The following is a 24,036-nucleotide window of genomic DNA, read 5'->3' as shown; positions in this document are numbered from 1 at the left end:
TTCATCCCCGGTCCGGCTCTCCCTGGCTGAGCGTCGAGGACCCGGCGGTCGGTCCGCCGTCGACCCGACACCCCGCCGACCGGGTCCAATCGGTCAGCTGATCGGACGCCGCCACGCGCTGGTGACGAAAACGGGCGGCGACCTGTCACAGTCCCCGGATAGTCTGCCTCGGCACGTCGCGTCCCGCGCCTGGTCGGCGCGGCGTCCGCCGCCACCGCCCACCATCCGCCGGACCAACCGACTTCAGGAGAGTTAGTGACACAGCAATCCGTCGCGACATCGGACAAGCTCGACGCCGCGGTGCTCAAGGTGGCGGGTGTCGTCGTCCTTGGCGCGATCATGTCGATCCTCGACGTGACGGTGGTCAGCGTCGCGCTGCCCACGTTCCAGACCGAGTTCGACGCGTCCTACGCCCGGGTGGCGTGGACGATGACGGGCTACACGCTGGCCCTGGCCACGGTGATCCCGCTCAGCGGGTGGGCGGCCGACCGGTTCGGCACGAAGCGCCTCTACATGGTGGCGCTCGCCCTGTTCACCATCGGGTCGGGGCTGTGCGCCACCGCCGACTCGATCGGCCAGCTCATCGGCTACCGCGTCCTCCAGGGCCTCGGCGGCGGCATGCTCATGCCGCTCGGCATGACGATCATGACCCGGGCGGCCGGACCGCACCGGATCGGCCGGCTGATGGCCGTCCTCGGCATCCCGATGCTCCTCGGCCCGATCGGCGGCCCGATCCTCGGCGGCTGGCTGATCGACACGGCGAGCTGGCACTGGATCTTCCTGATCAACCTGCCGATCGGTGTCATCGCCCTGATCTACGCGCAGTTCGCCCTTCCGAAGGACGCGCCCGAACCGTCGGAGTCCTTCGACTTCCTCGGCATGCTGATGCTCTCCCCGGGCCTCGCGCTCTTCCTCTACGGCGTCTCGTCGCTGCCCGAGGCGGGCACCTTCGGCGCGACCAAGGTCTGGGCCCCGATGCTGGTCGGTGGCGCGCTGGTGGTGGCGTTCGTGCTCTACTCCTTCACGCCCCGGCACCCGCTGCTCGACCTGCGGCTGTTCCGCAACCGCAACCTCACCATCGCGGCGGCCACGCTGTTCGTGTTCATCATCGCGTTCATGGGCGCCGGCCTGCTCTTCCCGAGCTACTTCCTCCAGGTGCGGGGTGAGTCCACGCTCGCCGCCGGCCTGCTGATGGCCCCGCAGGGCATCGGCGCGATGATCACCATGCCGATCGCCGGAACGCTCGCCGACCGGGTGCCCATCGGCCGTACCGTCCCGTTCGCGCTGGCCCTGATCGTCGTCGGGTTCTTCGGCTTCACCCAGGTCGACCCGCAGACGTCGTACTGGCTGCTCGGTGGGTCGCTGTTCGTGATGGGCCTGGGCATGGGCGGCACGATGATGCCCATCATGACCTCGGCGCTGCGGACGTTGCAGGCGCAGGAGGTCGCCCGCGGCTCCACGCTGGTCAACATCCTGCAGCAGATCGGCGGCTCGGTCGGTGCCGCCGTGATGTCGGTGATCCTGACCAACGAGCTGAACGGCTCCCGGCCGATCCCCGGCCTGGTGGACCCGGAGACCGGCAAGCCGGTCACCGAGGCCGGGCTGGCGATCGCCTCCCAGCAGCGGCCGGAGCTGCTCCAGCAGGTCGACCCGTCGATCATCGAGCGCGGGCTCGACTTCGCCGCGAAGTCGTTCGCCCACACGTTCTGGGTGGGGTTCGCGCTCGTGCTGGCCACCTTCATTCCGGCCGCCCTGCTGCCGCGCCGGCGTACGCCCGCGCAGCCGCTCGGCGATGAGCAGACCGACGCGCCGAAGACGCCGGTCGTCATCCACTGACCGACGCGCCCGCCGCGCTCGACACCCGTCACGGGGTCGAGCGCGGCGGTGTGCCGGTCAGCGCAGGGGACCGTCGCCGGGGCCGTCGGGGTCGTCGACCACGTGCACCGCGGCCTCCTCGGCGCTGGCGCCGCCCGCGTCGATCCCCGCGTCCCAGGCCACCGAGTCGGCCTCGTCGTCCTCGCGGACACCCTCGTCGTACTCGACGAGTCGGCCCGCGCGCGGCTCAGTCTCGTACCCCCGGCGGGTCAGCTCGTCCTCGTCGTCGCCACCTTCGGCGTACGGGTCGACGTCCGGCTCCTCCTGGGCGAGGTACTGCTCCAACGACTCACCCGCCCGCTCCTCGGCGGGAGTGGTGCCGAACCGGTTCGCCGCCGTCCAGTGGTCCGCGGCGACGATGCCGGTGTCGAGGGGGTCGCCGACCCGGTCGTCGTCGAGAGTGTCGGAGGCGTCCAGCACCCCGTCGTCCTCGACCACGTTCCACTCGTCGACGGAATCCGTCTGGCTCACGGCGGTCTCTCCTTCGTCACGGCGCAGCGAAGTGCCAAGCCTAAGACCGTGCAACACGGCCGGCCTCCCAGGACTGCCCGCTGTGACGAACGGACCTCCCGGGCGGCGCGGGTGTCACCGCTTCAGCAGCTCCACCACGGCCTCGGTGAACTCCGCCGGCTGCTCGATGTGCCCGAAGTGCCCGCTTTTGTCGAGCAGCACCAGCCGCGAGTCCTTCAGTCCCGCGTGCAGTTCCTCGGCGTAGCGCGGGCCGCAGATGAAGTCGTGCGCCCCGACGATCACCACGGCCGGCACGGTGATCTCACCGAGCCGGTCGCGTACGTCGAAGGGCTCCGGATCCTGCGCGCCGGCCGGCGTCGCCCACGCCCGCAGACCCGCCTGCAACGGGGCGAACTCGGCCTGCCGGGCCCAGAAGTCCGCGAAGTAGACCGGCAGTGCGGCGCCCAGGCCCGCGCTCAGCGTCTCGTCGTCGGTGGCGGAGAGAGCCTGCTGGAGAGCGGCCGGGATCTCCGCCGCCTCCGGCCGGTCCGGGTGCCGCTGCGGGTAGGCGGCGAGGTTGGCCATCGCGTCGGCCCAGAAGTCGGCGCCGGTGCGCGGTGAGGTGTCGTACAGGGCCAGCCCGGCGACCCGGTCCGGGTGCTCCAGGGCGTACCGCTGGATGACGAAACCGCCGTACGAGTGCCCGAGCAGGTACACCCGGGGCTCGCCGAGGTGCGTGACAACCGCGTCCAGGAAACGGACATACGTCGCCATCCGGTAGTCGTCGGCAGTGTCGAGTCGTCCCGACGCGCCGGTGCCGACCGGCTCGACGTACACCATCGTGAAGTGTTCCTCGAGGCTCGGCGCCCGCAGGTACGACCATTCGATGCCGGGCCCGCCCGAGTGCGCCACGCACACCGGGCCGGTGCCGGCGACGTGGTAGACCTGCCGCACTCCGTCGACGGTGAACGAGTGGGCGCCGGGCGCGAGCGCGCCGACGTCGTGCTGGGTGGAACCCATGAGCTGTCTCCCGATCCGTGACCCGTGCGGCGGGGTGCCGCGACGGTAACTGGTGGCTGGACACGGACCAGATGCGTGGGTCGCCGGGAAAGTTCGCTTGGCGGGAAGGTTTATTCAGAGTCGCGCCGGGACCGGGTGGAACAGGGTGAGCTGACGCACCCGTCCCTCGCGCAGCATCTGCACCCACAGGGCCGCGGGCGGGCAGTGCTCCGGGTCGTCCGGCGGGCTGATCAGGTCGGTCTCCCAGATCAGCACGTCGCCGCTGGCCACGACGTTGCGCAGACGCTGTCGTACCCCTGCTTGCAGATCGCCCGTCATGCCGCGGATCGCGAGGTCGCGGTCACCGCGAGGTCCGCCCGCAACGACGATCTGGGCGTCCGGCCACCAGGTGTCGTACACCACCTGGTCGAAGTCGCCCCGCATCGCCGTGGCGATCACGTCGGCGCCTTCGCGCCACCGGGCGTCGCCGGCCGCGCGCACGTCCGGGTGCGCGGCGGTCGCGGCCGTGCGTAGGCCGCCGGCGAGGGCCCGCCGGGCGTGGCTGAGGCGGCTGCGGACGGTGCCGACCGGGACCCCGCACACGGCCGCGATCTGCTCGTACGAGGAGGCGTCGCTGAAGTAGCGCAGCAGGGTGACCAGGCGGTCGGGTTCGGACAGCTCCCCGATGGCGTGCCACACCCAGTCGCGCAGCGCGCCGGCGTCCAGGGCCTCCTCGGGGGTGGGATCGGTGCCGGGGTGGGCGAACCAGTGCGGGTCGGCGACCGGTGTCGGCCGTGGCGCGCGCAGGGTCATCCGGGCGTTGTTACGGACGATCGCGCGCAGCCACGGGCCGACGGCGGCCGGGTCGCGGATCTCGCCGACCCGCCGCAGCGCCGTCACCAGGGCGTCCTGCACGGCGTCCTCGGCGTCCGGTCCGTAGCCGAGCAAGCTCACCGCGACCGCCCGCATGCCCGCCTCGTGACGGGTCAACAGCACGCCGAGCGCCCCCGCGTCGCCCGACTGCGCGAGCGTCACCAGTTCGACGTCACCCAGCGTCATGCCCCGTTCCTCCCCGAATCGCCCGTTCTGATCGTCCGTTGATCAAGCGTACGGCGGGCCGGCGGGCCGCCACCGCGGGCGGTGCGCAGCGCACGGCCGATCCGTCGCAGCTACCCGCCCCGTCGGCGGGCCGTGCGGTGGGGCCGGGCGGCTGCGTCAGGATGAGGGGCGTGGATATCGAACCGGTCGACGGCGCACCCCGGCAGGCGTTCCGCCGGACGGTCCTGCGGCAGCGCTGGGAGGATCTCACCTTCCTGCACTGGACCGTCGCTCCGGAACTGGTCGCGCCGCTGCTGCCCGCCGGCACCCGTCCGGACACGCTGGACGGCGTGTGCTTCGTCGGGCTGATCGGCTTCCGGATGGTCGGGTTGGGGTTCGGTCGCGGGCCGGGGGTGCCGTACTTCGGCACCTTCGCCGAGACGAACGTCCGGCTCTACTCGGTCGACCACACCGGACGGCGGGCCGTCGTGTTCCGGTCGCTCGACGCGTCCCGACTGGTGCCGGTGCTCGTCGCGCGGGCGACGCTGCGCCTGCCGTACCTCTGGTCGTCGATGCGGCTGGACCGCGACGGTGACCGACTCACCTACCGGTGCCGGCGACGCTGGCCCGGCCCGACGGGTACGACGAGCCGGATGGAGGTGCGGGTGGGGGAGCGGATCGTCGACCCCACGCCCGTCGAACACTTCCTCACCGCCCGCTGGGGGCTGCACACCCGGGCGTACGGTCGCACGCTGCACCTGCCGAACTGGCATCCCCGCTGGCCGTTGCACCGGGCAGAACTGCTGCGCCTGGACGACGGGTTGGTCGCCGCCGCCGGCCTGCCGGCACCGGTGGGACCGCCGGTCAGCGTGCTCTACTCGCCCGGCGTCGGGGTGCGGTTCGGCCCGCCGGTGGCGCTCCGGCGGCCCGGCGGATGACGCCGGGCCGCCGGTCGCTCAGTAGCGACCGCCCTGCGGAGCGGGCAGGGCGTCGAGGTCGGCGAGTTCCTCCGCGCCGAGCCGCACGTCGCCGGCCGCGCAGTTGTCCACCAGGTATTTCGGCGTCTTGGTGCCGGGGATCGGGATCACCCGGTCGCCCTGGGCGACCACCCACGCGAGCGCGACCTGCGCGGGGCTGACCCCGGCCCGGTCGGCGATCTCCCGGACCCGGCCGACGATGGCGAGGTTGGCGCGCAGCGCGTCCTGCTGGAAGCGCGGCAGGCCACGGCGGAAGTCGTCGGCCGGCAGGTCGTCGAACGACGCGAACCGTCCGGTGAGGAAGCCGCGGCCCAGCGGCGAGAACGGCAGGAACGCGATGCCCTGCGCGACGCAGTACGGCAGCACCTCGGTCAGCGGGTCCCGGGTCCACAGCGACAGCTCGGACTGCACCGACGCCACCGGATGCACCGCCTGAGCCCGCACGATCTGGGCCACCGTCACCTCGGACAGGCCGATCTGTCGCGCCTTGCCCGCCGCGACGACCTCCGCCATCGCGCCCCAGGACTCCTCGATGGGCACCTCGGGATCGACGCGGTGCAGTTGGTAGAGGTCGACGTGGTCGGTGCCGAGGCGGCGCAGGCTGTCGTCGATCGCCGCGCGGATGTGCTCCGGCCGGCCGTTGTTGCCGAGCTTCGGTGAGTTGCCGGGGCCGCCAGTCGCGGACGCCGCGACCAGCCCGACCTTTGTCGCCAGGACGGCCCGCTCCCGGTGGCCGCCGGCCAGCGCCCGCCCGACCAGCTCCTCGTTGGTGTACGGCCCGTACACATCGGACGTGTCGATCAGCGTGGCGCCCAGGTCCAGCGCCTGCCGGATCACCGCGATCGAGGTGTCGTCGTCGCGCGGGCCGGTGATGTCGTATCCGTGGCTCATGCCCATGCACCCGAGACCGATGACGCCGACCTCGGGCCCCGCACTGCCCAGCGTGGTGTTTCGCATGACCCCCACGCTACGACCGCCGACCGCCGACCGCCGACCGCCGTGCAACTCGGCCAGGGGTGACCGGCGGCGGTCCGACCCGGCCAGAAAAGTTCGGCGGCCATGTCGAGGACGCAGCGCCTGCTTCGACCAGAGATTGAGGGCCGGGCACGACCGGCCCCACCGGCAGGCTGACACCGCACGAACCAAGGAGTGGACCGATGACGAAGGTGACGACCGGGGCGACGATGTCGTTGGACGGCTACATCGCGGACGCCTCACACGGCGGCTTCGAGCACCTTTTCCAGTGGTACGGCAGCGGCGATGTCGAGACGCCGACGGCGAACCCCGAGATGACGTTCCGGACGTCCGCCGCGAGCGCCCATCATCTGCGGGAGCTCAACGAACGTACCGGCGCGCTGGTCGTCGGCCGGCGGCTGTTCGACATGACCAACGGGTGGGGCGGCCGGCACCCGATGGACGTGCCCGTCGTGGTCGTCACACACAGCGTGCCGGAGGGCTGGGAGCGGGAGAGCGAGTCCTTCGTCTTCGTCACCGACGGCATCGTCAGCGCCATCGACCGCGCGAAGGCGCTCGCCGGGGACAAGGAGGTCGGCGTCAACGGTGGCACCATTGCGGCCCAGGTCGTCGAGGCCCGCCTGCTCGACGAGGTGCACGTCGACCTCGTTCCGGTCGTGCTCGGCGCCGGCATACCGCTCTTCGCCGGCCTGACCATTGCGCCGATGCAACTCGACGGTCCCTTCCGCGTCGTCGAGGGCGACGGCGTCACCCACCTGGCCTACCGCGTACGCCCGGCGGGCTGACCGCCCGGCCCGGGGGCCGGCCCGCACCGGCCGGCCCCTCGACTGGCCCGGCAACGTGGTGTCCCCGGACCACCCGGCACGTCGCGCAGGAACCGCGCGGCGAGGTTCTGGAACTCAGAGTGGCGCTGCCGCCATGGCGGAGCCGACGTCCCGGCGGTATGCTCCGGCGTGATGATCACTTCCTCTCGCCCCAGATTGGAGGTCCGATCCGCGAACGGTGAGTGCTGATGCGCTCCCGGGCCGCGAATGCGGATTCTCGACTCTCCCTCTGGCGTCGCGTGCGCGATTTCGCCGTGCCGCCCTCCATGATCGAACGTGCCACCGCTCGTCGCCTGGTCGGTGACTGTGCCGGGGCGTGCGCCGCCGCGCGCATCGGTCTCGACGTGAACCTGCGTACGGTCGCCAACCGCCACGGGCGCGACCTGGCGGCCCGGCTCCGGGCCGACCTCCGACACCTGGCACCCGACCTGCTGCGGTGGCACCTGCCGAGGATCGCCCCCGACGGTCTGCTGCGTCCGGACACGACCGTGGCGCTGGCCCGGTACGACCCGGGGTCGCCCGGTGCCGGGACGGTGCAGTTGGTGGCCCGGACCCCGCCCGGCTGGGCCGACGCCGGGCAGCGGATCAGCCTCGGGTTGTGGGACGCGACCGACTCCGGTCCGCACCCCGACCAGCGATTCCGGCTCGACCTGCACCGCCACCTGTGGGACGTGCGTCGGGCCGCTGAGCTGGGGGCGCGATCCGGCGCGCAGCGGTGTGCCGCCGACGTCGCCCCCGACGGTGTCTCCGACGTTCTCGCGAGGGAGGCGCGACCGGCCGGGTACGCGATCGACCGGTGGACGGCCGAGGCGGCGCTCCTGCTTCGCGCCGAGGGTCGGTCCAGCGGGCCCGTCGTGGTGCGGCTCGGCGTCCGACGGCGGATCGTCCTGCACGTCAGCGCGGAGGCGGTCGGTTCGCCTGCCACCGCGCGCCTGGTGGCGCCGGAGGACGGCAGGCGAGCGCCGGTGCTGCCCGACGCGGCGACCTGGGTGCTGCCCGACCTGGCGCTGCTGCGTGCGGGGCTCATCGAGGCCGACGAACTCCATCCCCTGGTGGCGTCGGCGCTCGTACCGGAGCATCGGGTGGTCGTCGGTGCGACGGTGCCGGCCCGGCCCGTGCTACCGCGCCTGGTCTCCTGCCGGGGCGCCCACCATCGCATCGACCTGGTCGACGGGGTGCTCGTCGCGCTGGACCACGATCCGGCGGAGATCCGCCGGGAGGAGTTGCTGAGCGCGCTCACCGGGACTCCGCTGCCCTGCCTGCGGGCGATCGACGAGGCGCACCGAGATCCGGAGTGTCTACCCGACGTGCGGGCACGGCTGGACCACGGCGACGCCGCCGGAGCGCTGGGCACCGTCGAGGCGCTGCTCGGGCCTGCCGCGCTCCTGCCGGACGGCCCGCTGCGCGACGAACTCGAGACCGCCGCGCAGCGGCGGATAACCCATGGCCTGTTCCGGGCCGGCCTCATCGGGGCCGGGCCGGGCCCGACCATCGAGGGACCCCGGCGTCACGGCGAGCGACGCCGGCGTTCGCGGCACGCGACCGCGCGCTGACCCGCGCCTTCCGCCCCTTCCGAGATGGCGGCTTCTCCCACCCGCCGACAACCCACACAAGGTGATGACTCATGCCCGTATCTGCTCAGCTCGACGTCGCCGACGACCTGGTCGCCCTGCTCAACGCGACCACCACCGAGTCCCGTCCGGACAACCAGCTGGCGGCCCTGACCCTGGCCGTGGCCGCCGACCTGCCCGTACTGCTCTGGGGGGAGCCCGGCATCGGCAAGACGGCCGCCCTGGCCAACCTGGCGACCACCCTGGACCTGCCGCTGACCACTGTTGTGGCCAGCGTCCACGAGCCGTCCGACTTCTCGGGACTGCCCATCGTGGGCGACGACCCGGCCACCCAGGGCGTTCCGATGGCCCCACCGGACTGGGCGGTACGCCTGGTCCGGGCCGGCCGGGGCCTGCTCTTCCTCGACGAGTTGTCCACCGCGCCGCCCGCCGTCCAGGCCGCCCTGCTGCGCCTCGTGCTGGAGCGGCGCGTCGGCGCGCTGCGGCTTCCACCCGGCGTCCGCATCGTCGCCGCCGCCAATCCACGTTCGTCGGCGGCCGACGGCTGGGAGTTGAGCCCACCGTTGGCGAACCGCTTCGTACACCTGCAGTGGACCCATGACCACGAGGTCGTCGTCCGTGGACTCGGCGGGACCTGGCCGCTCGCGACGCTGCCCCGCCTCGACCCGGCCCTGCTGCCGGAGGCCGTCGCCTTCGCCCGGCGCGCGGTGTGCGGCCTGCTCTCCGTGCGGCCGGATCTCGTGCACCGGCTGCCCAGCACCGAGGTGGCGCGCGGCGGGCCGTGGCCGTCGCCCCGTAGTTGGGAGATGGCGCTGCGGTTGACCGCCTTCGCGACCGCCGCGGGCGTCTCGCGCGAGGTGCTGTCGATGCTGGTGCGGGGCACGGTCGGGGACGGCCCCGGTCTGGAACTGCTGGCCAGCATGGACAGGATGGACCTGCCCGACCCGGAGGAGTTGCTGGCCGACCCGGCGGCTGCGGTGCTGCCCGAGCGCGGTGACCTGCGGCAGGCCACGTTGGACGCCGTGGTCGCGGCGGTCCGCAACCGCCCCGAACGCTCGCGGTGGGACGCCGCGTGGGCGCTGCTGGCCCGCGCGGTGGAGACCGGCGCGCCCGACCTGGTGGTGGTTCCCGCGACCACCCTGGCCACCCTGCGCCGCCAGGACTGGGAGGTGCCCGCCACCATCGAACGCCTCTCGGGGGCGGTGTCGCTCTCGCGCCGCGCCGACCAGGTGGCGGCGCGCATCGCGGCCGGTGCGACGGGCGCGCGATGACCGGCGGAGGTACGACGACGGCGGGCGACCCGGTGCCGCTGGACGTCGACAAGCTGTACGCCGCCCGACTGCACGCCGCCCGCGTGCGCCCCTACCTGGCCACCGCGCTGTTCGCCCTGCGACCGGTGGCGTCACGGCAGGTGCCGACGATGGCCGTCGACAGGTACTGGCGCTGCTACGTCTCGCCCGCCTTCGTCGCCCGTACGCCGCTGGAGGAGCTTGCCGGGGTGTGGGTGCACGAGGTGTCGCACCTGCTGCGTGACCACCACGGCAGGAGCGACCGGGTGGCCCGCGCGCGAGGGCTGAGCGGTTGTGGGGAGCGGTTGCGGATGAACATCGCCGCGGACTGCGAGATCAACGACGACGTGTTCGGTGACGGTCTGGTGATGCCGGCGGGTGCCGTCCAGCCGGCGTCGCTCGGGCTCGCTCCCGGCGAGCTGATGGAGGACTACCTGCGCCAGTTCGGGTTGGGGCCGCGCACCCAGGATCTGGTCTGGCTGGACTGTGGCAGCGGCGCGGACGGACTGGCGAGGGGGTGGGACCTGGGGCCCGAGGGCGCGCACGGTCTCAGCGAGCAGGAGCGTGACCTGGTGCGGCACCGGGTGGCGGAGGGCATCACCGGGCATCCCGGTTCCGTTCCGCGTGGGTGGCGGCGTTGGGCGGAGCAGGCTTTCCACCCTCCGCAGCCGTGGCGGGACCTGCTGGGGGCGGCAGTCCGCTCGGCGGCGGTGGCCTCCGGGATCGGGTCGGACCACACCTACGGGCGGCCGTCCCGACGGTCGGTCGGCCTACCCGGTGTGGTTCTGCCGAGCCTGCGCCGCCGTCCCCCGTCGGTGTGCGTCATCGTGGACACGTCCGGGTCGGTCAGCGACGCCGAGTTGGGCAGCGTGCTGCTCGAGGTGGCGGCGATCTCCCGGGCCGTCTGCGGTCGACGGGACCTGGTGAGCGTGTTGCCGTGCGACGCGGCGGCCCGGGTCGTGCACCCGCTGTGCCGCGCGGAGGAGATCCCGCTGATCGGTGGTGGCGGGACGGACCTGCGTGCCGGGTTCGCCCGAGCGCTGCGGGTGCGGCCTCGACCGGACGTCGTCGTGGCGTTGACCGACGGGCAGACGCCCTGGCCGTCCACGCGCCCGTCGGCGCGGACCGTGGTCGGGCTGTTTCCCCGACACCGAGCGTCGTGGAGCGAGGAGGTGGACCGGGTGCCGACCCGACCGCCGGCGTGGGCGCGGGTGGTGACCATCGGTCCGACTTAGAATCGACAGTGCTCACTGCTTTTATTGGTGTGGGCTGGGGGCTGGCACGAAGGGCGGTGCGGCATGGGACCGGACGAGCGGCGACGGTTGTTCGAGCAGGCGCGGGAGCGCTCGACGCGACAGCAGACGTGGGCGGAGGCCGACCGGCTGTGGGTCCGGGTGGTCGAGGCGTACCGGGAGGCCGTGCGGGAGCCCGGCCGGGCGGCGCGGGAGGACCAGCAGCAGTTGGCCCGGGCGCTGTGGCGGCACAGCATGCTGCTGTCCGCGCGAGGCAGGGCCGCCGACGCGATGGCGCCCGGCGGCGAGGCGGTCGTCGTCTTCGAGCGGGTGTACGACGCCGTGGCGGCCGAGTTCGCGAGTGTGCTCGCCACGCCCCGGGACGAGGCCCTGGCCGAACTGATCACCGCGCTGGTGGATCTGGCCGAGGTCTCGTTCGCCGCCGGCCAGCCCGCCACCCGGCGGGACCTGTTGGAGCGTGCCGTGACGGTGGGCCTGACCTGTGCTGGGGAACCGCCGTCCGCCGGGCCGCGGACCCGGGAGGCGATGGGGACTGCCTACCACAATCAGGCGGTGGCGCTGCTGCACCGGCACCTCACCCGGCCGTCGTCGGCCGAGGGCGCCCAGGAGGCGGCGTTGGCCGCGTCGCGCGCCTGTGAGCTGCGGCAGGGGCTGCTGGACATGACGCGTCCGCTGTCGTTCTGGGAGATGGCCAACACCTACGGGGTGTACGCCCAGTGCCTGGTCCTGATCGGTGACCTGGACCGGGCGGCCATCGTGCTGAGTATGGGCAATCGGTTCGTCGAGACGCTGGGCCCGGCCGCCGCCGAGCCGGCCCAGAAGTTGCGGATCGCGACCGAGATGCTGGCCCGGGAGAAGGGTACGACCGGTTCGCGTCGCTGGGGCTGGCGGCGCTGACCCGTCCGGCTTGCATGGAATCGTCATCCATCGATACTGTGCGCGAAGGCGCCGCCCCGCCGCAGACCACCACCGTCGATCCGAAGCGGGTTCCGCATGCGCACACTGAGACTTGTCACGTCGCTGGCCGTCGCCGGCCTCCTGGCCGGAGCGGTGGCGACGATCGCCACGCCGGCCAGCGCGGCGACCGCCGCGTTCTCCGTGACCAACAGCTGGGGCAGTGGCTATCAGGGCCAGGTCACGGTCACCAACGACACCTCCGCGCCGATCAGCGGCTGGCGGGTCGAGTTCGACCTCCCGGCCGGCACGAGCATCAGCCAGTCGTGGAACGCCCAGCAGGTGACCGCCGGCAGCCACTACACCTTCAGCAACACGACGTGGAACGGCGCCCTCGCGGCCGGCGCGTCCACGTCGTTCGGCTTCCTCGTCAACGGCTCGGGCACCCCGGTGAACTGCACCGTCAACGGCGCCGGCGTGTCCTGCTCCGGCGGCACGCCCCCGACCACGCCGCCGCCCACCACGCCACCCCCGACCACGCCACCGCCCACCACCCCGCCGCCGACCACCGGCACGCCGGTCGAGCGGTACGGACAACTGCGGGTCTGCGGCACGACGATGTGCGACCGTACCGGCGCCCGGGTGCAACTGCGTGGCGTCAGCAGCATGTGGCTGAACTGGGAGACCGCCCCGTACGCCGAGAACCTGTCCGCGCTGCGGTGGATGCGGGACAACTGGAACCTCCAGGTGATCCGCGCGGCGATGGGCGTCGAGCCGGCCGGGGCGTACCTCAGCGATCCGGGCAGGGCGCGGGCGCAGGTGGAGACCATCATCAACAACGCGGTCAGCGCCGGGGTGTACGTGATCGTTGACTGGCACGCCCACGAGGCGCAGAACAACCAGTCCCAGGCGGTGGCGTTCTTCGGTGACCTGGCCCGCCGCTACGGTCACCTGCCCAACGTGATCTGGGAGACGTGGAACGAGCCGTTGCAGTTCAGCTGGACCGGCGTCATCAAGCCGTACCACCAGGCGGTGGTCTCCGCGATCCGCGCCGCCGACCCGGACAACATCGTGGTGCTCGGAACGCCGACGTGGTCGCAGGACGTGGACGCCGCAGCGGCCAGCCCGCTGTCCGGCACCAACCTCATGTACACCCTGCACTTCTACTCCTGCACCCACGGCGCGTCGCTGCGCGCCAAGGGTGACGCGGCGATCCGGGCCGGCCTGGCGCTGTTCGTCACCGAGTGGGGCGCCAGCAACGCCGACGGTGGCCTCGACGGTCGGGCCTGCCTGCCCGAGGCGCAGTCCTGGATCGACTGGATGAGGGCGAACGGCATCTCCTGGACCGCCTGGAAACTCGACGTCGGCACCGACACCACCAACCTGCTCAGCCCGGGCGCGCCGGTGACCGGCGGATGGAACAACTACCTGCACGGCCACGCGCCGTTCGTGGTCGCCAACATGCGCTGACGCTGCCCGCGCGCTTGATCAACTCCAGATCGCCGATGTCGGGGTATCCGAGCCAGTGGGATGCCCCGACATCGGCGATCCCATTGCGGGATCAGGTGTCCAAGAATGATCAGAGTGCGTCGGTCACTCGGTGACCACGAGGCGGAACGGCGCGTCACCTTAACGCGCCGGAAACACCCCCGGTACCAAGCCTGGGAACGCTCGTCGGACAGCCGAGAGCACCGACACGCGAACCGGGGTGACCATGGCCGACAACACCACGAACGCGGCGACGTTCGACGGGCCGGTGGGCCGGTCCGGCAACGGCCGGGCCGTGCCCACGGCCCGTCCCGCACCGGCCCCGCCGGCGTACGACGACGACCCGGCGGATCTCGCCACCATCGGTGTCGAGGAGGAGTTCCACGTCGTCGACCTGCACACCCGGGAGCTGGTGCCCCGGGCCGGGGAACTGCTCGACCGGCTGCCGGCCACGTCGTACACCGCCGAACTGCACCGCAGCGTGGTGGAGACCAACACCGCCGTCTGCCGCACCCTGGACGAGATCCGCGCCGAGCTGACCCGGCTGCGGCAGGCGGCGGTCCAGGTCGCCGACCGCGCCGGGCTGGGCATCGTGGCGGCCGGCACGGTGCCGCTGCGCGCCGACGGCGACCCGAGCGTCACCCCCACGTCCCGCTACCGGCGGATGGTCGACGAGTACCAGTTGCTCGCCCGGGAGCAGTTGATCTGCGGCGCGCAGGTGCACGTCGGCGTCTCCGACCGGGACCTGGCGGTCGCCGTCACCCGCCGCGTCCAGCCGTGGCTGCCGGTGCTGCTCGCCCTCTCCACCAGCTCGCCGTACTGGATGGGCCAGGACAGCGGTTACGCCAGCGTCCGCTCGCTGGTCTGGCAGCGCTGGCCCACCGCCGGTGACCCGGGCGAGGTGACCAGCGCGGCCGACCACGAGGCCCTGGTCGCCGAGCTGATCGCCTCCGAGACCATCACCGACCCCGCGATGATCTACTTCGACGTCCGGCCGTCCGCGCACGTGCCCACCGTCGAGCTGCGGATCACCGACGCCAACGCCGACGTCGAGACGATCGTCCTGCTCACCGGCCTGTTCCGGGCGCTCGTGCGACGCGAGGTAGCCGCCCTGCGGGCCGGCGTCGAGCGCACCGCCGTCCGTCCGCCGGTGCTGCGCGCCGCCGTGTGGCGGGCCGCCCGCTCCGGCCTCGAAGGCGACCTGCTCGACCTGCCCCGCTCGGCCCGGCCGGTGCCGGCCGCCGAGGCGGTCCGCCGCCTGGTGACCGACCTGCGCCCGCAACTCGAGGCGACCGGGGACTGGCAACAGGTCAGCGAGCTGATTCGGTACGCCCTCGACCGGGGCAGCTCCGCCGCCCGGCAGCGGCGCGCGTACGAGCGGCGGGGCCGGCTGGCCGACGTGGTCGACCTGCTGCTCGACGAGACCCGGGGCCGGGTACGTGCCCCGCTGCCCGGCGCGCCGCCACCGCCCGCGCTGCCCACGTACGCCGACGCGGGCGACGAGGTCTTCGGTCCGGCCGGGCCGACGCCCGGATACCGCCCGTTGCTCGCCGCCCTGCGCTCCCTCGGTGCGGTCGGCCTGCGCCAGCGCGAGCACGACCGGGACGAGGAGCAGCGGGCCCGGGGCGTGACCTTCAGCGTGGCCGGCGAGGCCAGCACCCGCCTCTTCCCGGTCGACCTGGTGCCCCGGGTGGTACCCGCCGACGACTGGCGGACCCTGCGTACCGGCCTCGTGCAGCGCGCCCGCGCGCTCGACGCGTTCCTGCGCGACGTGTACGCCGACCGGGCCGTGGTGGCCGACGGGGTCGTACCGGCCTGGGTGGTGGAGTCCTCGCCGGGGCTGCGCCCGACCGGCGCGCTGATGGGGCGGCACGGCACCCGCGCCCAGGTGTCCGGAACCGATCTCGTCCGCGACCCCGGCGGCGGCTGGTACGTGCTGGAGGACAACCTGCGGGTGCCCTCGGGCATCGGCTACGCCGTGCAGAACCGGCGGCTCACCCGGGCGGTGCTGCCCGAGCTGCCGGTCCCCGCCGACCTGCTGCCCGCCGACGAGACACCGGCGATGCTGCACCGGGCGTTGGTCGCCGCCGCGCCGGCCGCCGCCGACGAGCCCGCCGTGGTGGTGCTCAGCAGTGGCCCCGGTGACCCGGCCTGGTTCGAGCACCGGCTGCTCGCCGACGAGATGGGTGTGCCGCTGACCGAGAGCGGTGACCTGCTGGTCCAGGACGGCCGCGTGCACATGGTCTCCGAGGGGCACCGCAGCCCGGTGGACGTGATCTACCTGCGGATGGACGAGGAGGCGCTGCTGCACGCCCCGGGCGCGGACGGGGTGCCGCTGGGCTGGCCGCTGCTCGCGGCGGTGCACGCCGGGCGGCTCACGCTGGCCAACGCGCTCGGCAACGGCGTCGGCGACGACAAGGCGCTGTACGCGTACGTGCCCCGGCTCATCGAGTACTACCTCGGGGAGAAGGCGCTGCTCGGCGACGTGCCGACGTACCTGTGCGGGCTGCCCGAGCAGCGCGCCGAGGTGCTGGGCCGGCTCGACGAGCTGGTGCTCAAGCCGGTCGACGGGTATGGCGGCGACCGGGTGGTGATCGGCCCGCGCGCCGAGGCGGAGGAGTTGGACGCCGTCCGGGAGCAGATCCTCGCCGCCCCGCACCGGTGGATCGCCCAGGAGATGGTCACGCTCACCACCCACCCGGTCTTCGACGGTACGGCGCTCGCGCCTCGCCACGTTGACCTGCGCGCGTTCGTGTTCCTCGGCGAGACTGCGGAGGTGGCGCCGGTGGCCCTGACCCGGGTCGCGCCGGCCGGCAGCATGATCGTCAACTCGTCGCGGGGAGGTGGGTCGAAGGACACCTGGCTGCTCGGCGGAGCCGGGGAACCCTCGGTGTAACCCACGCTTGATGCGGATGTCATCGGGACGCAACCCGGTCCACCAAGCCTGGACCGGTCAGCGGCCCGAGCGGACCGAGCCGATGAGAGGTGTGTGCCATGTGCGGTATCGGAGGCGAGTTCCGCCTCGACGGGGCGCCACCGGACCTGGCGGCCCTGGAGCGGATGCTCCCCGTCCTGTCCTCACGCGGTCCGGACGGCGAGGGGCGGTGGCAGCACGGTCCGGCGGCGCTGGTGCACCGCCGGCTGCGGATCATCGACCTGTCCGACACCGGCGCCCAGCCGATGGTCGACGCCGAGCTGGGCCTCGCCCTGGTCTTCAACGGCTGCATCTACAACTACCGGGAGCTGCGCGACGAGCTGACCGCTACCGGCTACTCGTTCCGGTCCACCTCGGACACCGAGGTGATCCTCAAGGCGTACCACCGGTGGGGAACGGCGTGCGTCGAGCGGCTGTTCGGGATGTTCGCGTTCGCCCTGGTCGAGCTGGCCACGAACACCCTCGTGCTGGCCCGCGACCGGCTCGGCATCAAACCCCTCTACCTGGCCGAGACGCCGGGCCGGATCCGCTTCGCCTCCACGCTGCCGGCGCTGCTCGCCGCCGGTGACGTGGACACCGACCTGGACCCGGTGGCGCTGCACCACTACATGAGCTTCCACTCGGTGGTGCCGCCGCCGCGCACCATCCTGGCCGGCGTCCGCAAACTGCCGCCCGCCACCGTACGGGTGATCACCGCCGACGGCCGCCGCACCGACACCGTCTACTGGCGGCCCGAGTTCAACCGCGCCGCCGCGCCGGCCATGTCCGCCGAGGAGTGGCAGGAACGGATTATGGCGGCGCTGCGCACCGCCGTCCGACGTCGGATGGTCGCCGACGTGCCGGTCGGCGTGCTGCTCTCCGGTGGCCTCGACTCCAGCCTGATCGTCGCCCTGCTCGCCGAGCAGGGCCAGACCGGGCTGGCCACCTTCAGCATCGGCTTCGAGGCGGCGGCGGGGGAGACCGGCGACGAGTTCCACTACTCCGACCTGATCGCCCGTCACTTCGCCACCGACCACCAGCAGATCCGCATCGACGCCGCCCGCTTCGTACCGGCCGTGCACGACGCCGTCGCCGCGATGAGCGAGCCGATGGTCAGCCACGACTGCGTGGCGTTCCACCTGCTCTCCGAGGAGGTCTCGAAGCGGATCACCGTGGTCCAGTCCGGCCAGGGCGCGGACGAGATCTTCGCCGGCTACGACTGGTACCCGCCGATGGCCAACGTCTCCCGCGCGGACGCCGTCGAGGCGTACGCCCGGGTGTTCTTCGATCGTCGGCACGACGCCCTCGCCGGCCACCTCGCGCCCGAGTGGATGCTCGACCACGACGCGAGCCTGGAGTTCGTCACCGCCCACTTCGGCGCGCCGGGCGCGGACACCGCGCTCGACGCGGCGCTGCGCCAGGACAGCCTGGTGATGCTCGTCGACGACCCGGTCAAGCGGGTCGACAACATGACGATGGCGTGGGGGTTGGAGGCCCGGGTGCCGTTCCTCGACCACGAGGTGGTCGAGCTGGCCGCAGCCTGCCCACCGGCGCTCAAGCTGGCCCACGGCGGCAAGGGCGTGCTCAAGGCCGCGAGCCGGGGCATCGTCCCGGACGAGGTGATCGACCGGCCCAAGGGCTACTTCCCGGTGCCCGCCATCCGGCACCTCTCCGGCCCGCTGCTGGACGACGTCCGGGACGCGCTGACCGCGCGCCCGGCGCGCGAGCGCGGCCTGTTCCGCAAGGACTACCTGGAGGAGTTGCTGGACACGCCGAACGCCCGGCGGACCACGTTGGGCGCCAACGCGCTCTGGCAGCTCGGGCTGCTGGAGCTCTGGTTGCAGCGGATCGGGGTTTAGATGAGCGTACGGACCGAGGTGCCGCGCCGGAACCGTCCCGCGCGGCGCCGGCCGACCGTGATCCTGCCGCCCGGCGAGGACTTCGCGCCCGCGCCGTCGCCGGACGGCCGGCGGGTGGCGTACGTGTCCGACCGGTCCGGCACCCCGACCGTCTGGGTGCGCGACGTGGACGCCGCCGACGCCGTCGCGCTGCCCGGCGGCGACGAGCCGGTCCTGTCGGTGAGCTGGTCACCGGACGGGAAGTGGCTGGCCTGCGTCGTCGCGCCCGGTGGTGCGCCCCGCACCGAGTTGTGGGTGCTGCGCCCGGACGGCACGGAACGCCGCCAGGTCGCCGGCTTCGGCCGGCACAGCGCGAGCCTGTCCCGGTGGCTGCCCGGCGGCGCGCTGATGGCGGTCACCGAGACCGCCGAGCGGAACGCGGCCGTGCTGGTCGACGCCGGCACCGGGCAGCGGCGGGTGCTCGCCGAGGACGACCTGCTCACCCTCCTGGACGTCACCGACGATGCCCGCGCCGCCCTGCTGCGCCGGGGTCCCCGCAACGCCCGCTGGCTGGAACTGCTCGACGTGTCCACCGGCGACCGGGTACGCCTGCTGCCGGACACCGGTCGGGGCAGCACCGACCAGGGCTGGTTCGGTCCGGGCGGGACGAGCGTGCTGGCGCGTACCGACGCGTTCTCGGAGCTGGCGGCGCTGGTGCGCATCGACCTCGCGGAACCGACACCGGCCCCGACGCGCGTCGCGGCCCGGGCGGACGCGGAGCTGGAGTACGTCGCGCTCGACGCCCGGCGGGAGCGGGCCGCGCTGCTGTGGAACACCTACGGCGGGCGCAGCGAGCTGAGCCTGTACGACCTCGCCACCGGCGTCGCACGGGCTGTCACCGCCCCCGGGGAGGTGCTCGACGACGCCGTCTTCGCCGACGGCGGCGACCTGCTCTGCGTCACCGCGCAGGGGCCGGTGCAGCCCCGGGAGGTCTGGCTGGTCGACCCGGCGACCGGTACCCCGCGCCCGCTGCGGCCGGACACCGACGCCGCGCGCACCGGCGCGGGTGTCGCACCGCAGTTGGTGGACCTGCGCGCCCGCGACGGGCTGCCGCTGTCCGGGTGGCTCTACCGCCCGGCCGGCCCCGGCCCGTGGCCGACGGCGATCAGCCTGCACGGTGGCCCCGAGGCGCAGGAGCGGCCCGGCTACAACCCGCTGTTCCAGGCCCTCGTGGCGCAGGGCGTCGCGGTGTTCGCGCCGAACGTGCGCGGCTCGTCCGGCTTCGGCCGCTCCTTCGTCGCCGCCGACAACCTGGCCGGCCGGTACGGGGCCATCGCCGACGTGGCGGCCTGCGCCGACCACCTCATCGACAGCGGTGTCGCGCGCCCCGGCCAGCTCGGCTGCCTGGGTCGCTCCTACGGCGGCTACCTGGTGCTCGCGGTGCTGGTGAACTTCCCCGGCCTGTTCGCCGCCGGGGTGGCCGAGTGCGGCATCTCCGACTTCCGCACCTTCTACGCCGGCACCGAGCCGTGGATCGCCGCCGCCGCCGTCAGCAAGTACGGCGACCCGGTGCGCGACGCGGAGCTGCTGCGTGACCTGTCGCCGATGACCCGGATCGACCAGCTCGACGTGCCGGTGCTGCTGATCCACGGCGCGAACGACACCAACGTGCCGGCGGGGGAGTCGGCGCAGGTGGCGCAGGCGCTCGCCGCCCGGGACGTGCCGCACGCTCACCTGGTGCTCGCCGGTGAGGGGCACGATTTCCTGGCCCGGGACAACGCCGAGGCGGCGCGTACGGCCACCACCTCCTGGCTGACCCGACACCTCGCGGCGGCCACCCCGGCGTTGCCGCTGGTGGAGCTGCTTTCGGACGCCCGCAAGGGCACCTGAAGCGAATCGTAAGCGGGTGCCGGCAGTGTTCTGGGTGTCACCGGAGCACACGACCGACACCCAGGAGATACCGATGCGCAAGCTCGTCAACTCGACCTACATCACCCTCGACGGCGTCATCGAGAACCCGATGTGGACCGCGCCCTACTTCGACGAGGAGGCTATCGGCCTCGCCGGCGAGCTGACCGACTCCGCCGACGCGATGCTGATGGGCCGGGCCACCTACGACGGCATGTCCGTCGCCTGGCCGCAGCAGGACGAGAGCGACCCGACCACCGGCGCGGCCTACTTCAACAACGTCAAGAAGTACGTCGCCTCGACCACCCTCACCGACCCCACCTGGAACAACACGGAGGTGCTCCAGGGCGACCTGGTGGAGGCGGTCCGGGCGCTCAAGGCCCAGGACGGCAAGAACATCATCCAGTACGGCTTCGGCTCGGTCACCGCCCAACTGGTCGACGCGGGCCTGGTGGACGAGGTCCGCTTCTGGATCCACCCCGTCCTGCAGGGCGCGTCGAGCGTGACGACGCCGCTGGAGGGCTTCACGGCATCGTTCGACCTGGTCGACACCCAGGTGCACAAGAGCGGCGTGATCGTCGCGACGTACCGGCCGAAGACCGCCGCCTGATCGACGTCGCCTCAGAGCTGAGCCCGGGCCTCGCCCGGGCTCAGCTTCGCGCCCTCGTTGACAAGCGCGTCGAAGCGCTCCGACCCGAGGGCGGCCCGGACCCGCTGGGTCACCCGGTCGACCTCGTCGCGTTCGGCGGGCGCGCACGGCGCTTCCGATTCCAGCCGGGCGGCGGCCGCCGCGCCGAGCAGCCGGGCCGCGACCTCCGGCACGCGTACCGCCGAGGCCATCCCCTCCAGCGCGAAGATCGCGTCCCGGGGCGCGGCCATCGCCTCGGCGGTCTCGAACGCCTCGACGTGCAGGGCCAGCGCCGCGTCCGGGTCGCCACCCTGTTCGACGGCGTGCCCCAGCTCGACCAGGACCGGCGGCAGGTACAGCGCGGGCTGTGCCTCGGCGCGACCCCGCTCGGCGAGGTTGCCGAGGTGGGTGACGGCCAGGTCGAGCTTGCCGTCGCGGCGGGCGGCCAGTCCGAGGCTCAGCTCGGCGAAGACGAGCGCGCCCGGGGCGTCCTGCTCCACCGCCAGGTGGTACGCGCGTTCGGCCAGCTCCCGGGCCTGCGGATAGTCCCGGGTCTGCACCGCCAGCCAGGCCAGCCAGGACAGTTCGGTGCCGACCTGCGGCCACAGCCGCAACTCCTCGGCCCAGCGCAGCCCTTCGGCGTGCAGCGCGGCGGCGCGTTCGTGGTCGCCGCGCAGTTCGGCCAGTCCACCCACCCACTCGGTGGCCTGGAGCCGACCCCACCGGTCGCCGAGCTCGGCGAAGAGCGCCGCGCTGCGGGTCGCCGCCCGTTCCAGGGTCGCCTGGTCGCCCGCGACGTGCGCGATCTTCGCCCGGGAGGCGAGCACCGCCGCCTCGGTCCAGGTGTCGGCCGCGGTGCTGGGCAGCAACTCCGCCGCCAGGGTCAGGTCACTGTTGTCGATCAGCGCGTTCGCGGCGAACCACGCGCCCCGGCCGGCCGGCTCCGCGGCGACCGCCGCCCGGACGTCCGCCGCCGCGACCGCGGCACCGCGCAGCAGCGCGAAACCGACCCGCCAGGGCGCGGCGGTCCGCTGCTGTTCCGGGTCGCCGCCAACGGCTAGGGCTCGGCCCGCCTCGGTGAGCCGTCCGCGCAGATACCAGTACCAGCTCAGCGCGACCGCCAGCCGCAATCCGCCGCCGTGGGCCAGCGCCGCGCGCAGGTTCGCCGTCTCGGCGTCCAGCACCGCCAGCCACCGCCGCTGGTCAGGCCCGCGCAACTCCGGGTCGGCGCGTTCGGCCAGCGCGGTGTAGTAGGCGGCGTGCCGCGTCCGGACGTCGTCGGCGTCCTCCAGACGGTCCAGGCAGAACGCGGCCACCGATTCGAGCAGCCGGTAGCGCGGACCCTCCGGCGAGTCGTCCAACACCACCAGCGACCGGTCCACCAGCCGGGCGAGGGCGTCCAGGTCGGTCCGGCAGATCTGCTCGGCGGCCTCCGGCGTGCAGCCGTCGCGGAACACCGCGAGCCGGGCGAGCACCCGCCGGTCGGCCTCGTCGAGCAGGTCCCAGCTCCAGCCGATCACCGCGGTCAGCGTCCGCTGGCGCGGCGGCACGTCGCGTTGCTGCGTGCTGAGCAGCCGGAACCGGTCGTCGAGCCGTTCCACCACGCCGTGCACGCCGAGCGCGCGGACCCGGGTGGCGGCCAGCTCCAACGCCAGCGGCAGGCCGTCCAGGCGACGGCAGAGCTGGGCCACGGCCGGCGCGGTGCGCTCGTCGAGGCGGAACCCGCGCTGCTGGGCGGCGGCGCGGGCGGCGAACAACCGGGCCGCCGCGGAGCGCCGGACCGCGTCCGGGTCGCCGTCCAACGACGGCAACGACAGCGGGGGTACGTCCCAGAGCAGTTCCCCGGTCAGCCCGAGGGGTTCCCGGCTGGTGGCGAGCACGCTCACCCCGGGCGCGTCGCGCAGCAGCCGGGCGACCAGCGCGGCGACCGGCTCGACGACGTGTTCGCAGTTGTCCAGCACCAGCAGCAGGTGCCGCTGTCGCAGCGCCGTGACGAGCCGGTCGGTGGGGGACAGGCTGGCGCCGGCGGCCTCGCGCACGTCCAACGCGCCGAGCACCTGCTCGGCGACGCCCGGGTCGCCGGCCGGCAGCGACGCCAGCTCGACCAGCAGGACGCCGTCCGGCGGAGACTGGGTACGGGCGGCCTCGGTGGCCAGCCGGGTCTTGCCGACACCGCCCGGCCCGACCAGCGTGACCAGCCGCTGCGCGGGCAGCAGGGTCCGCAGCTCGGTCAACGCCTCGGCCCGGCCGACCAGCTCGTCGAGTTGCGCCGGCAGGCTGTTGCGGATGATCGCGGCCTTCGGCGGCGCGCTCAGCCCGGCGTCCTGTTCGAGGATCCGGCGGTGCAGGGCGACCAGTTCGGGGCTCGGGTCGAGGCCCAACTCGTCGGCGAGCCGGTCCCGCAGGTCGGCGTAGCTGTCCAGCGCCTCGGACTGGCGACCGGCCGCGTACAGCGCGCGCAGCTGCACCGCCCGCAGCCCCTCGTGCAGGGGGTGCCGGGCCACCAGTTCGGCCAGGTCGGCGGCGGCCAGGTCGTGCTCGCCCCGGGCCACCCGCGCCTCGGCCAGCCGTTCGTGTACGGCGAGCCGCTGCTCGGCGAGGCGGGTCGCCTCGGCGCGGACGAACTCGGCGTCGGCCACGTCGGCGTACGCCTCGCCCCGCCACAGCGCGAGGGCTTCGGTCAGCCGGCCGACGTCGGCGTGCCGGGCCAACTCGGCGAACCGGTCGGCGTCGACCGCGCCGGCCCGCAGCAGGTAACCGGGAGCGCGGGACTCGACCAGATCACGGGCGCCCGGCTCGGCGTCGTTGAGCGCCTTGCGGAGCTGCGACACCCGCACCTGGAGAGCGCCGGTGGGATTGGCGGGGGAGTCGTCACCCCACAGGTCGTCGATGAGCCGGTCGGCGGAGACCACCTGGTTGCGGTTGGTCAGCAGGTCGGCCAGCAGGGCGCGGACCTTGGTGCCGGGCACCACCACGGGCTCGCCGGCATCGGTGGTGACGGCGAGCGGCCCGAGCACCCCGAACTGCACGGCGATCATCCTATGGCGGTATCGCCGTCCTCGGTCGGACCGAACGGTTTCGCACAGTTCCGAACGCCGGTAAGCCGACCTGAAGC

General features: G+C 73.4%; 17 protein-coding genes. 12 read left to right on the top strand and 5 right to left on the bottom strand.

The window, feature by feature from the left end; translation table 11 throughout:
• Positions 1 to 255: 255 nt before the first annotated feature.
• Positions 256 to 1,836, top strand: a complete 1,581-nt coding sequence (locus AC3EN4_RS09845) for a DHA2 family efflux MFS transporter permease subunit (protein WP_422735179.1) — start codon at positions 256 to 258, stop codon at positions 1,834 to 1,836.
• A 57-nt stretch (positions 1,837 to 1,893) separates the two neighbouring features.
• Here the strand turns inward: AC3EN4_RS09845 and AC3EN4_RS09840 are convergent, their stop codons facing one another.
• The 3 genes from AC3EN4_RS09840 to AC3EN4_RS09830 all read right to left on the bottom strand — a co-directional run bounded on the left by AC3EN4_RS09840 (position 1,894) and on the right by AC3EN4_RS09830 (position 4,383).
• Complete coding sequence (locus tag AC3EN4_RS09840) at positions 1,894 to 2,346, bottom strand: DUF5709 domain-containing protein (RefSeq protein WP_435205610.1); 453 nt, start codon at positions 2,344 to 2,346, stop codon at positions 1,894 to 1,896.
• Between the two features lie 114 nt (positions 2,347 to 2,460).
• Positions 2,461 to 3,345 (bottom strand): alpha/beta fold hydrolase, encoded by an 885-nt coding sequence (locus AC3EN4_RS09835; RefSeq protein WP_435205609.1) that lies wholly within the window; start codon positions 3,343 to 3,345, stop codon positions 2,461 to 2,463.
• Positions 3,346 to 3,459: 114 nt separating this feature from the next.
• A complete protein-coding gene (locus AC3EN4_RS09830; RefSeq protein ID WP_435205608.1) occupies positions 3,460 to 4,383 on the bottom strand; it encodes an RNA polymerase sigma factor in 924 nt (307 codons plus the stop codon).
• Positions 4,384 to 4,553: 170 nt separating this feature from the next.
• Here AC3EN4_RS09830 and AC3EN4_RS09825 point away from each other — a divergent pair, with 170 nt between their 5' ends.
• Positions 4,554 to 5,300: a YqjF family protein gene (locus tag AC3EN4_RS09825; RefSeq protein ID WP_435205607.1), complete on the top strand. Its 747-nt coding sequence runs from the start codon at positions 4,554 to 4,556 to the stop codon at positions 5,298 to 5,300.
• Positions 5,301 to 5,318: 18 nt separating this feature from the next.
• On the opposite strand, the gene AC3EN4_RS09820 is transcribed toward AC3EN4_RS09825, so the two are convergent.
• The gene (locus AC3EN4_RS09820) at positions 5,319 to 6,296 is read right to left on the bottom strand and encodes an aldo/keto reductase (protein WP_435205606.1); all 978 of its coding nucleotides are present in this window, start codon (positions 6,294 to 6,296) and stop codon (positions 5,319 to 5,321) included.
• A 200-nt stretch (positions 6,297 to 6,496) separates the two neighbouring features.
• Here AC3EN4_RS09820 and AC3EN4_RS09815 point away from each other — a divergent pair, with 200 nt between their 5' ends.
• From AC3EN4_RS09815 to AC3EN4_RS09770, 10 genes are all read left to right on the top strand, one after another.
• The gene (locus AC3EN4_RS09815; protein WP_435205605.1) at positions 6,497 to 7,099 is read left to right on the top strand and encodes a dihydrofolate reductase family protein; all 603 of its coding nucleotides are present in this window, start codon (positions 6,497 to 6,499) and stop codon (positions 7,097 to 7,099) included.
• Between the two features lie 227 nt (positions 7,100 to 7,326).
• On the top strand, positions 7,327 to 8,691 hold the full coding sequence (locus AC3EN4_RS09810; protein WP_435205604.1) for a hypothetical protein: 1,365 nt from the start codon (positions 7,327 to 7,329) through the stop codon (positions 8,689 to 8,691).
• Between the two features lie 71 nt (positions 8,692 to 8,762).
• On the top strand, positions 8,763 to 9,980 hold the full coding sequence (locus AC3EN4_RS09805; protein ID WP_435205602.1) for an AAA family ATPase: 1,218 nt from the start codon (positions 8,763 to 8,765) through the stop codon (positions 9,978 to 9,980).
• Positions 9,977 to 11,233 (top strand): vWA domain-containing protein, encoded by a 1,257-nt coding sequence (locus AC3EN4_RS09800; protein ID WP_435205601.1) that lies wholly within the window; start codon positions 9,977 to 9,979, stop codon positions 11,231 to 11,233. The genes AC3EN4_RS09805 and AC3EN4_RS09800 overlap by 4 nt, the downstream gene beginning before the upstream one ends.
• Before the next feature lie 63 nt (positions 11,234 to 11,296).
• Positions 11,297 to 12,148 (top strand): hypothetical protein, encoded by an 852-nt coding sequence (locus AC3EN4_RS09795; RefSeq protein ID WP_435205600.1) that lies wholly within the window; start codon positions 11,297 to 11,299, stop codon positions 12,146 to 12,148.
• A 96-nt stretch (positions 12,149 to 12,244) separates the two neighbouring features.
• The gene (locus tag AC3EN4_RS09790) at positions 12,245 to 13,615 is read left to right on the top strand and encodes a cellulase family glycosylhydrolase (RefSeq protein ID WP_435205599.1); all 1,371 of its coding nucleotides are present in this window, start codon (positions 12,245 to 12,247) and stop codon (positions 13,613 to 13,615) included.
• A gap of 244 nt (positions 13,616 to 13,859) precedes the next feature.
• Entirely contained in the window at positions 13,860 to 16,529 is a 2,670-nt protein-coding gene (locus AC3EN4_RS09785) for a glutamate--cysteine ligase (protein WP_435205598.1), read from the top strand.
• Between the two features lie 98 nt (positions 16,530 to 16,627).
• Positions 16,628 to 18,406 (top strand): N-acetylglutaminylglutamine amidotransferase, encoded by a 1,779-nt coding sequence (locus AC3EN4_RS09780; RefSeq protein WP_435205597.1) that lies wholly within the window; start codon positions 16,628 to 16,630, stop codon positions 18,404 to 18,406.
• Complete coding sequence (locus AC3EN4_RS09775) at positions 18,407 to 20,275, top strand: S9 family peptidase (RefSeq protein ID WP_435205596.1); 1,869 nt, start codon at positions 18,407 to 18,409, stop codon at positions 20,273 to 20,275.
• Between the two features lie 73 nt (positions 20,276 to 20,348).
• A complete protein-coding gene (locus AC3EN4_RS09770; RefSeq protein WP_435205595.1) occupies positions 20,349 to 20,903 on the top strand; it encodes a dihydrofolate reductase family protein in 555 nt (184 codons plus the stop codon).
• A gap of 11 nt (positions 20,904 to 20,914) precedes the next feature.
• Here the strand turns inward: AC3EN4_RS09770 and AC3EN4_RS09765 are convergent, their stop codons facing one another.
• The gene (locus AC3EN4_RS09765) at positions 20,915 to 23,959 is read right to left on the bottom strand and encodes an AfsR/SARP family transcriptional regulator (protein WP_435205593.1); all 3,045 of its coding nucleotides are present in this window, start codon (positions 23,957 to 23,959) and stop codon (positions 20,915 to 20,917) included.
• Positions 23,960 to 24,036 lie beyond the last annotated feature (77 nt).

It is taken from the genome of Micromonospora sp. bgisy143 (assembly GCF_057708145.1).
This window is presented reverse-complemented; position numbering and strand designations above follow the sequence as displayed.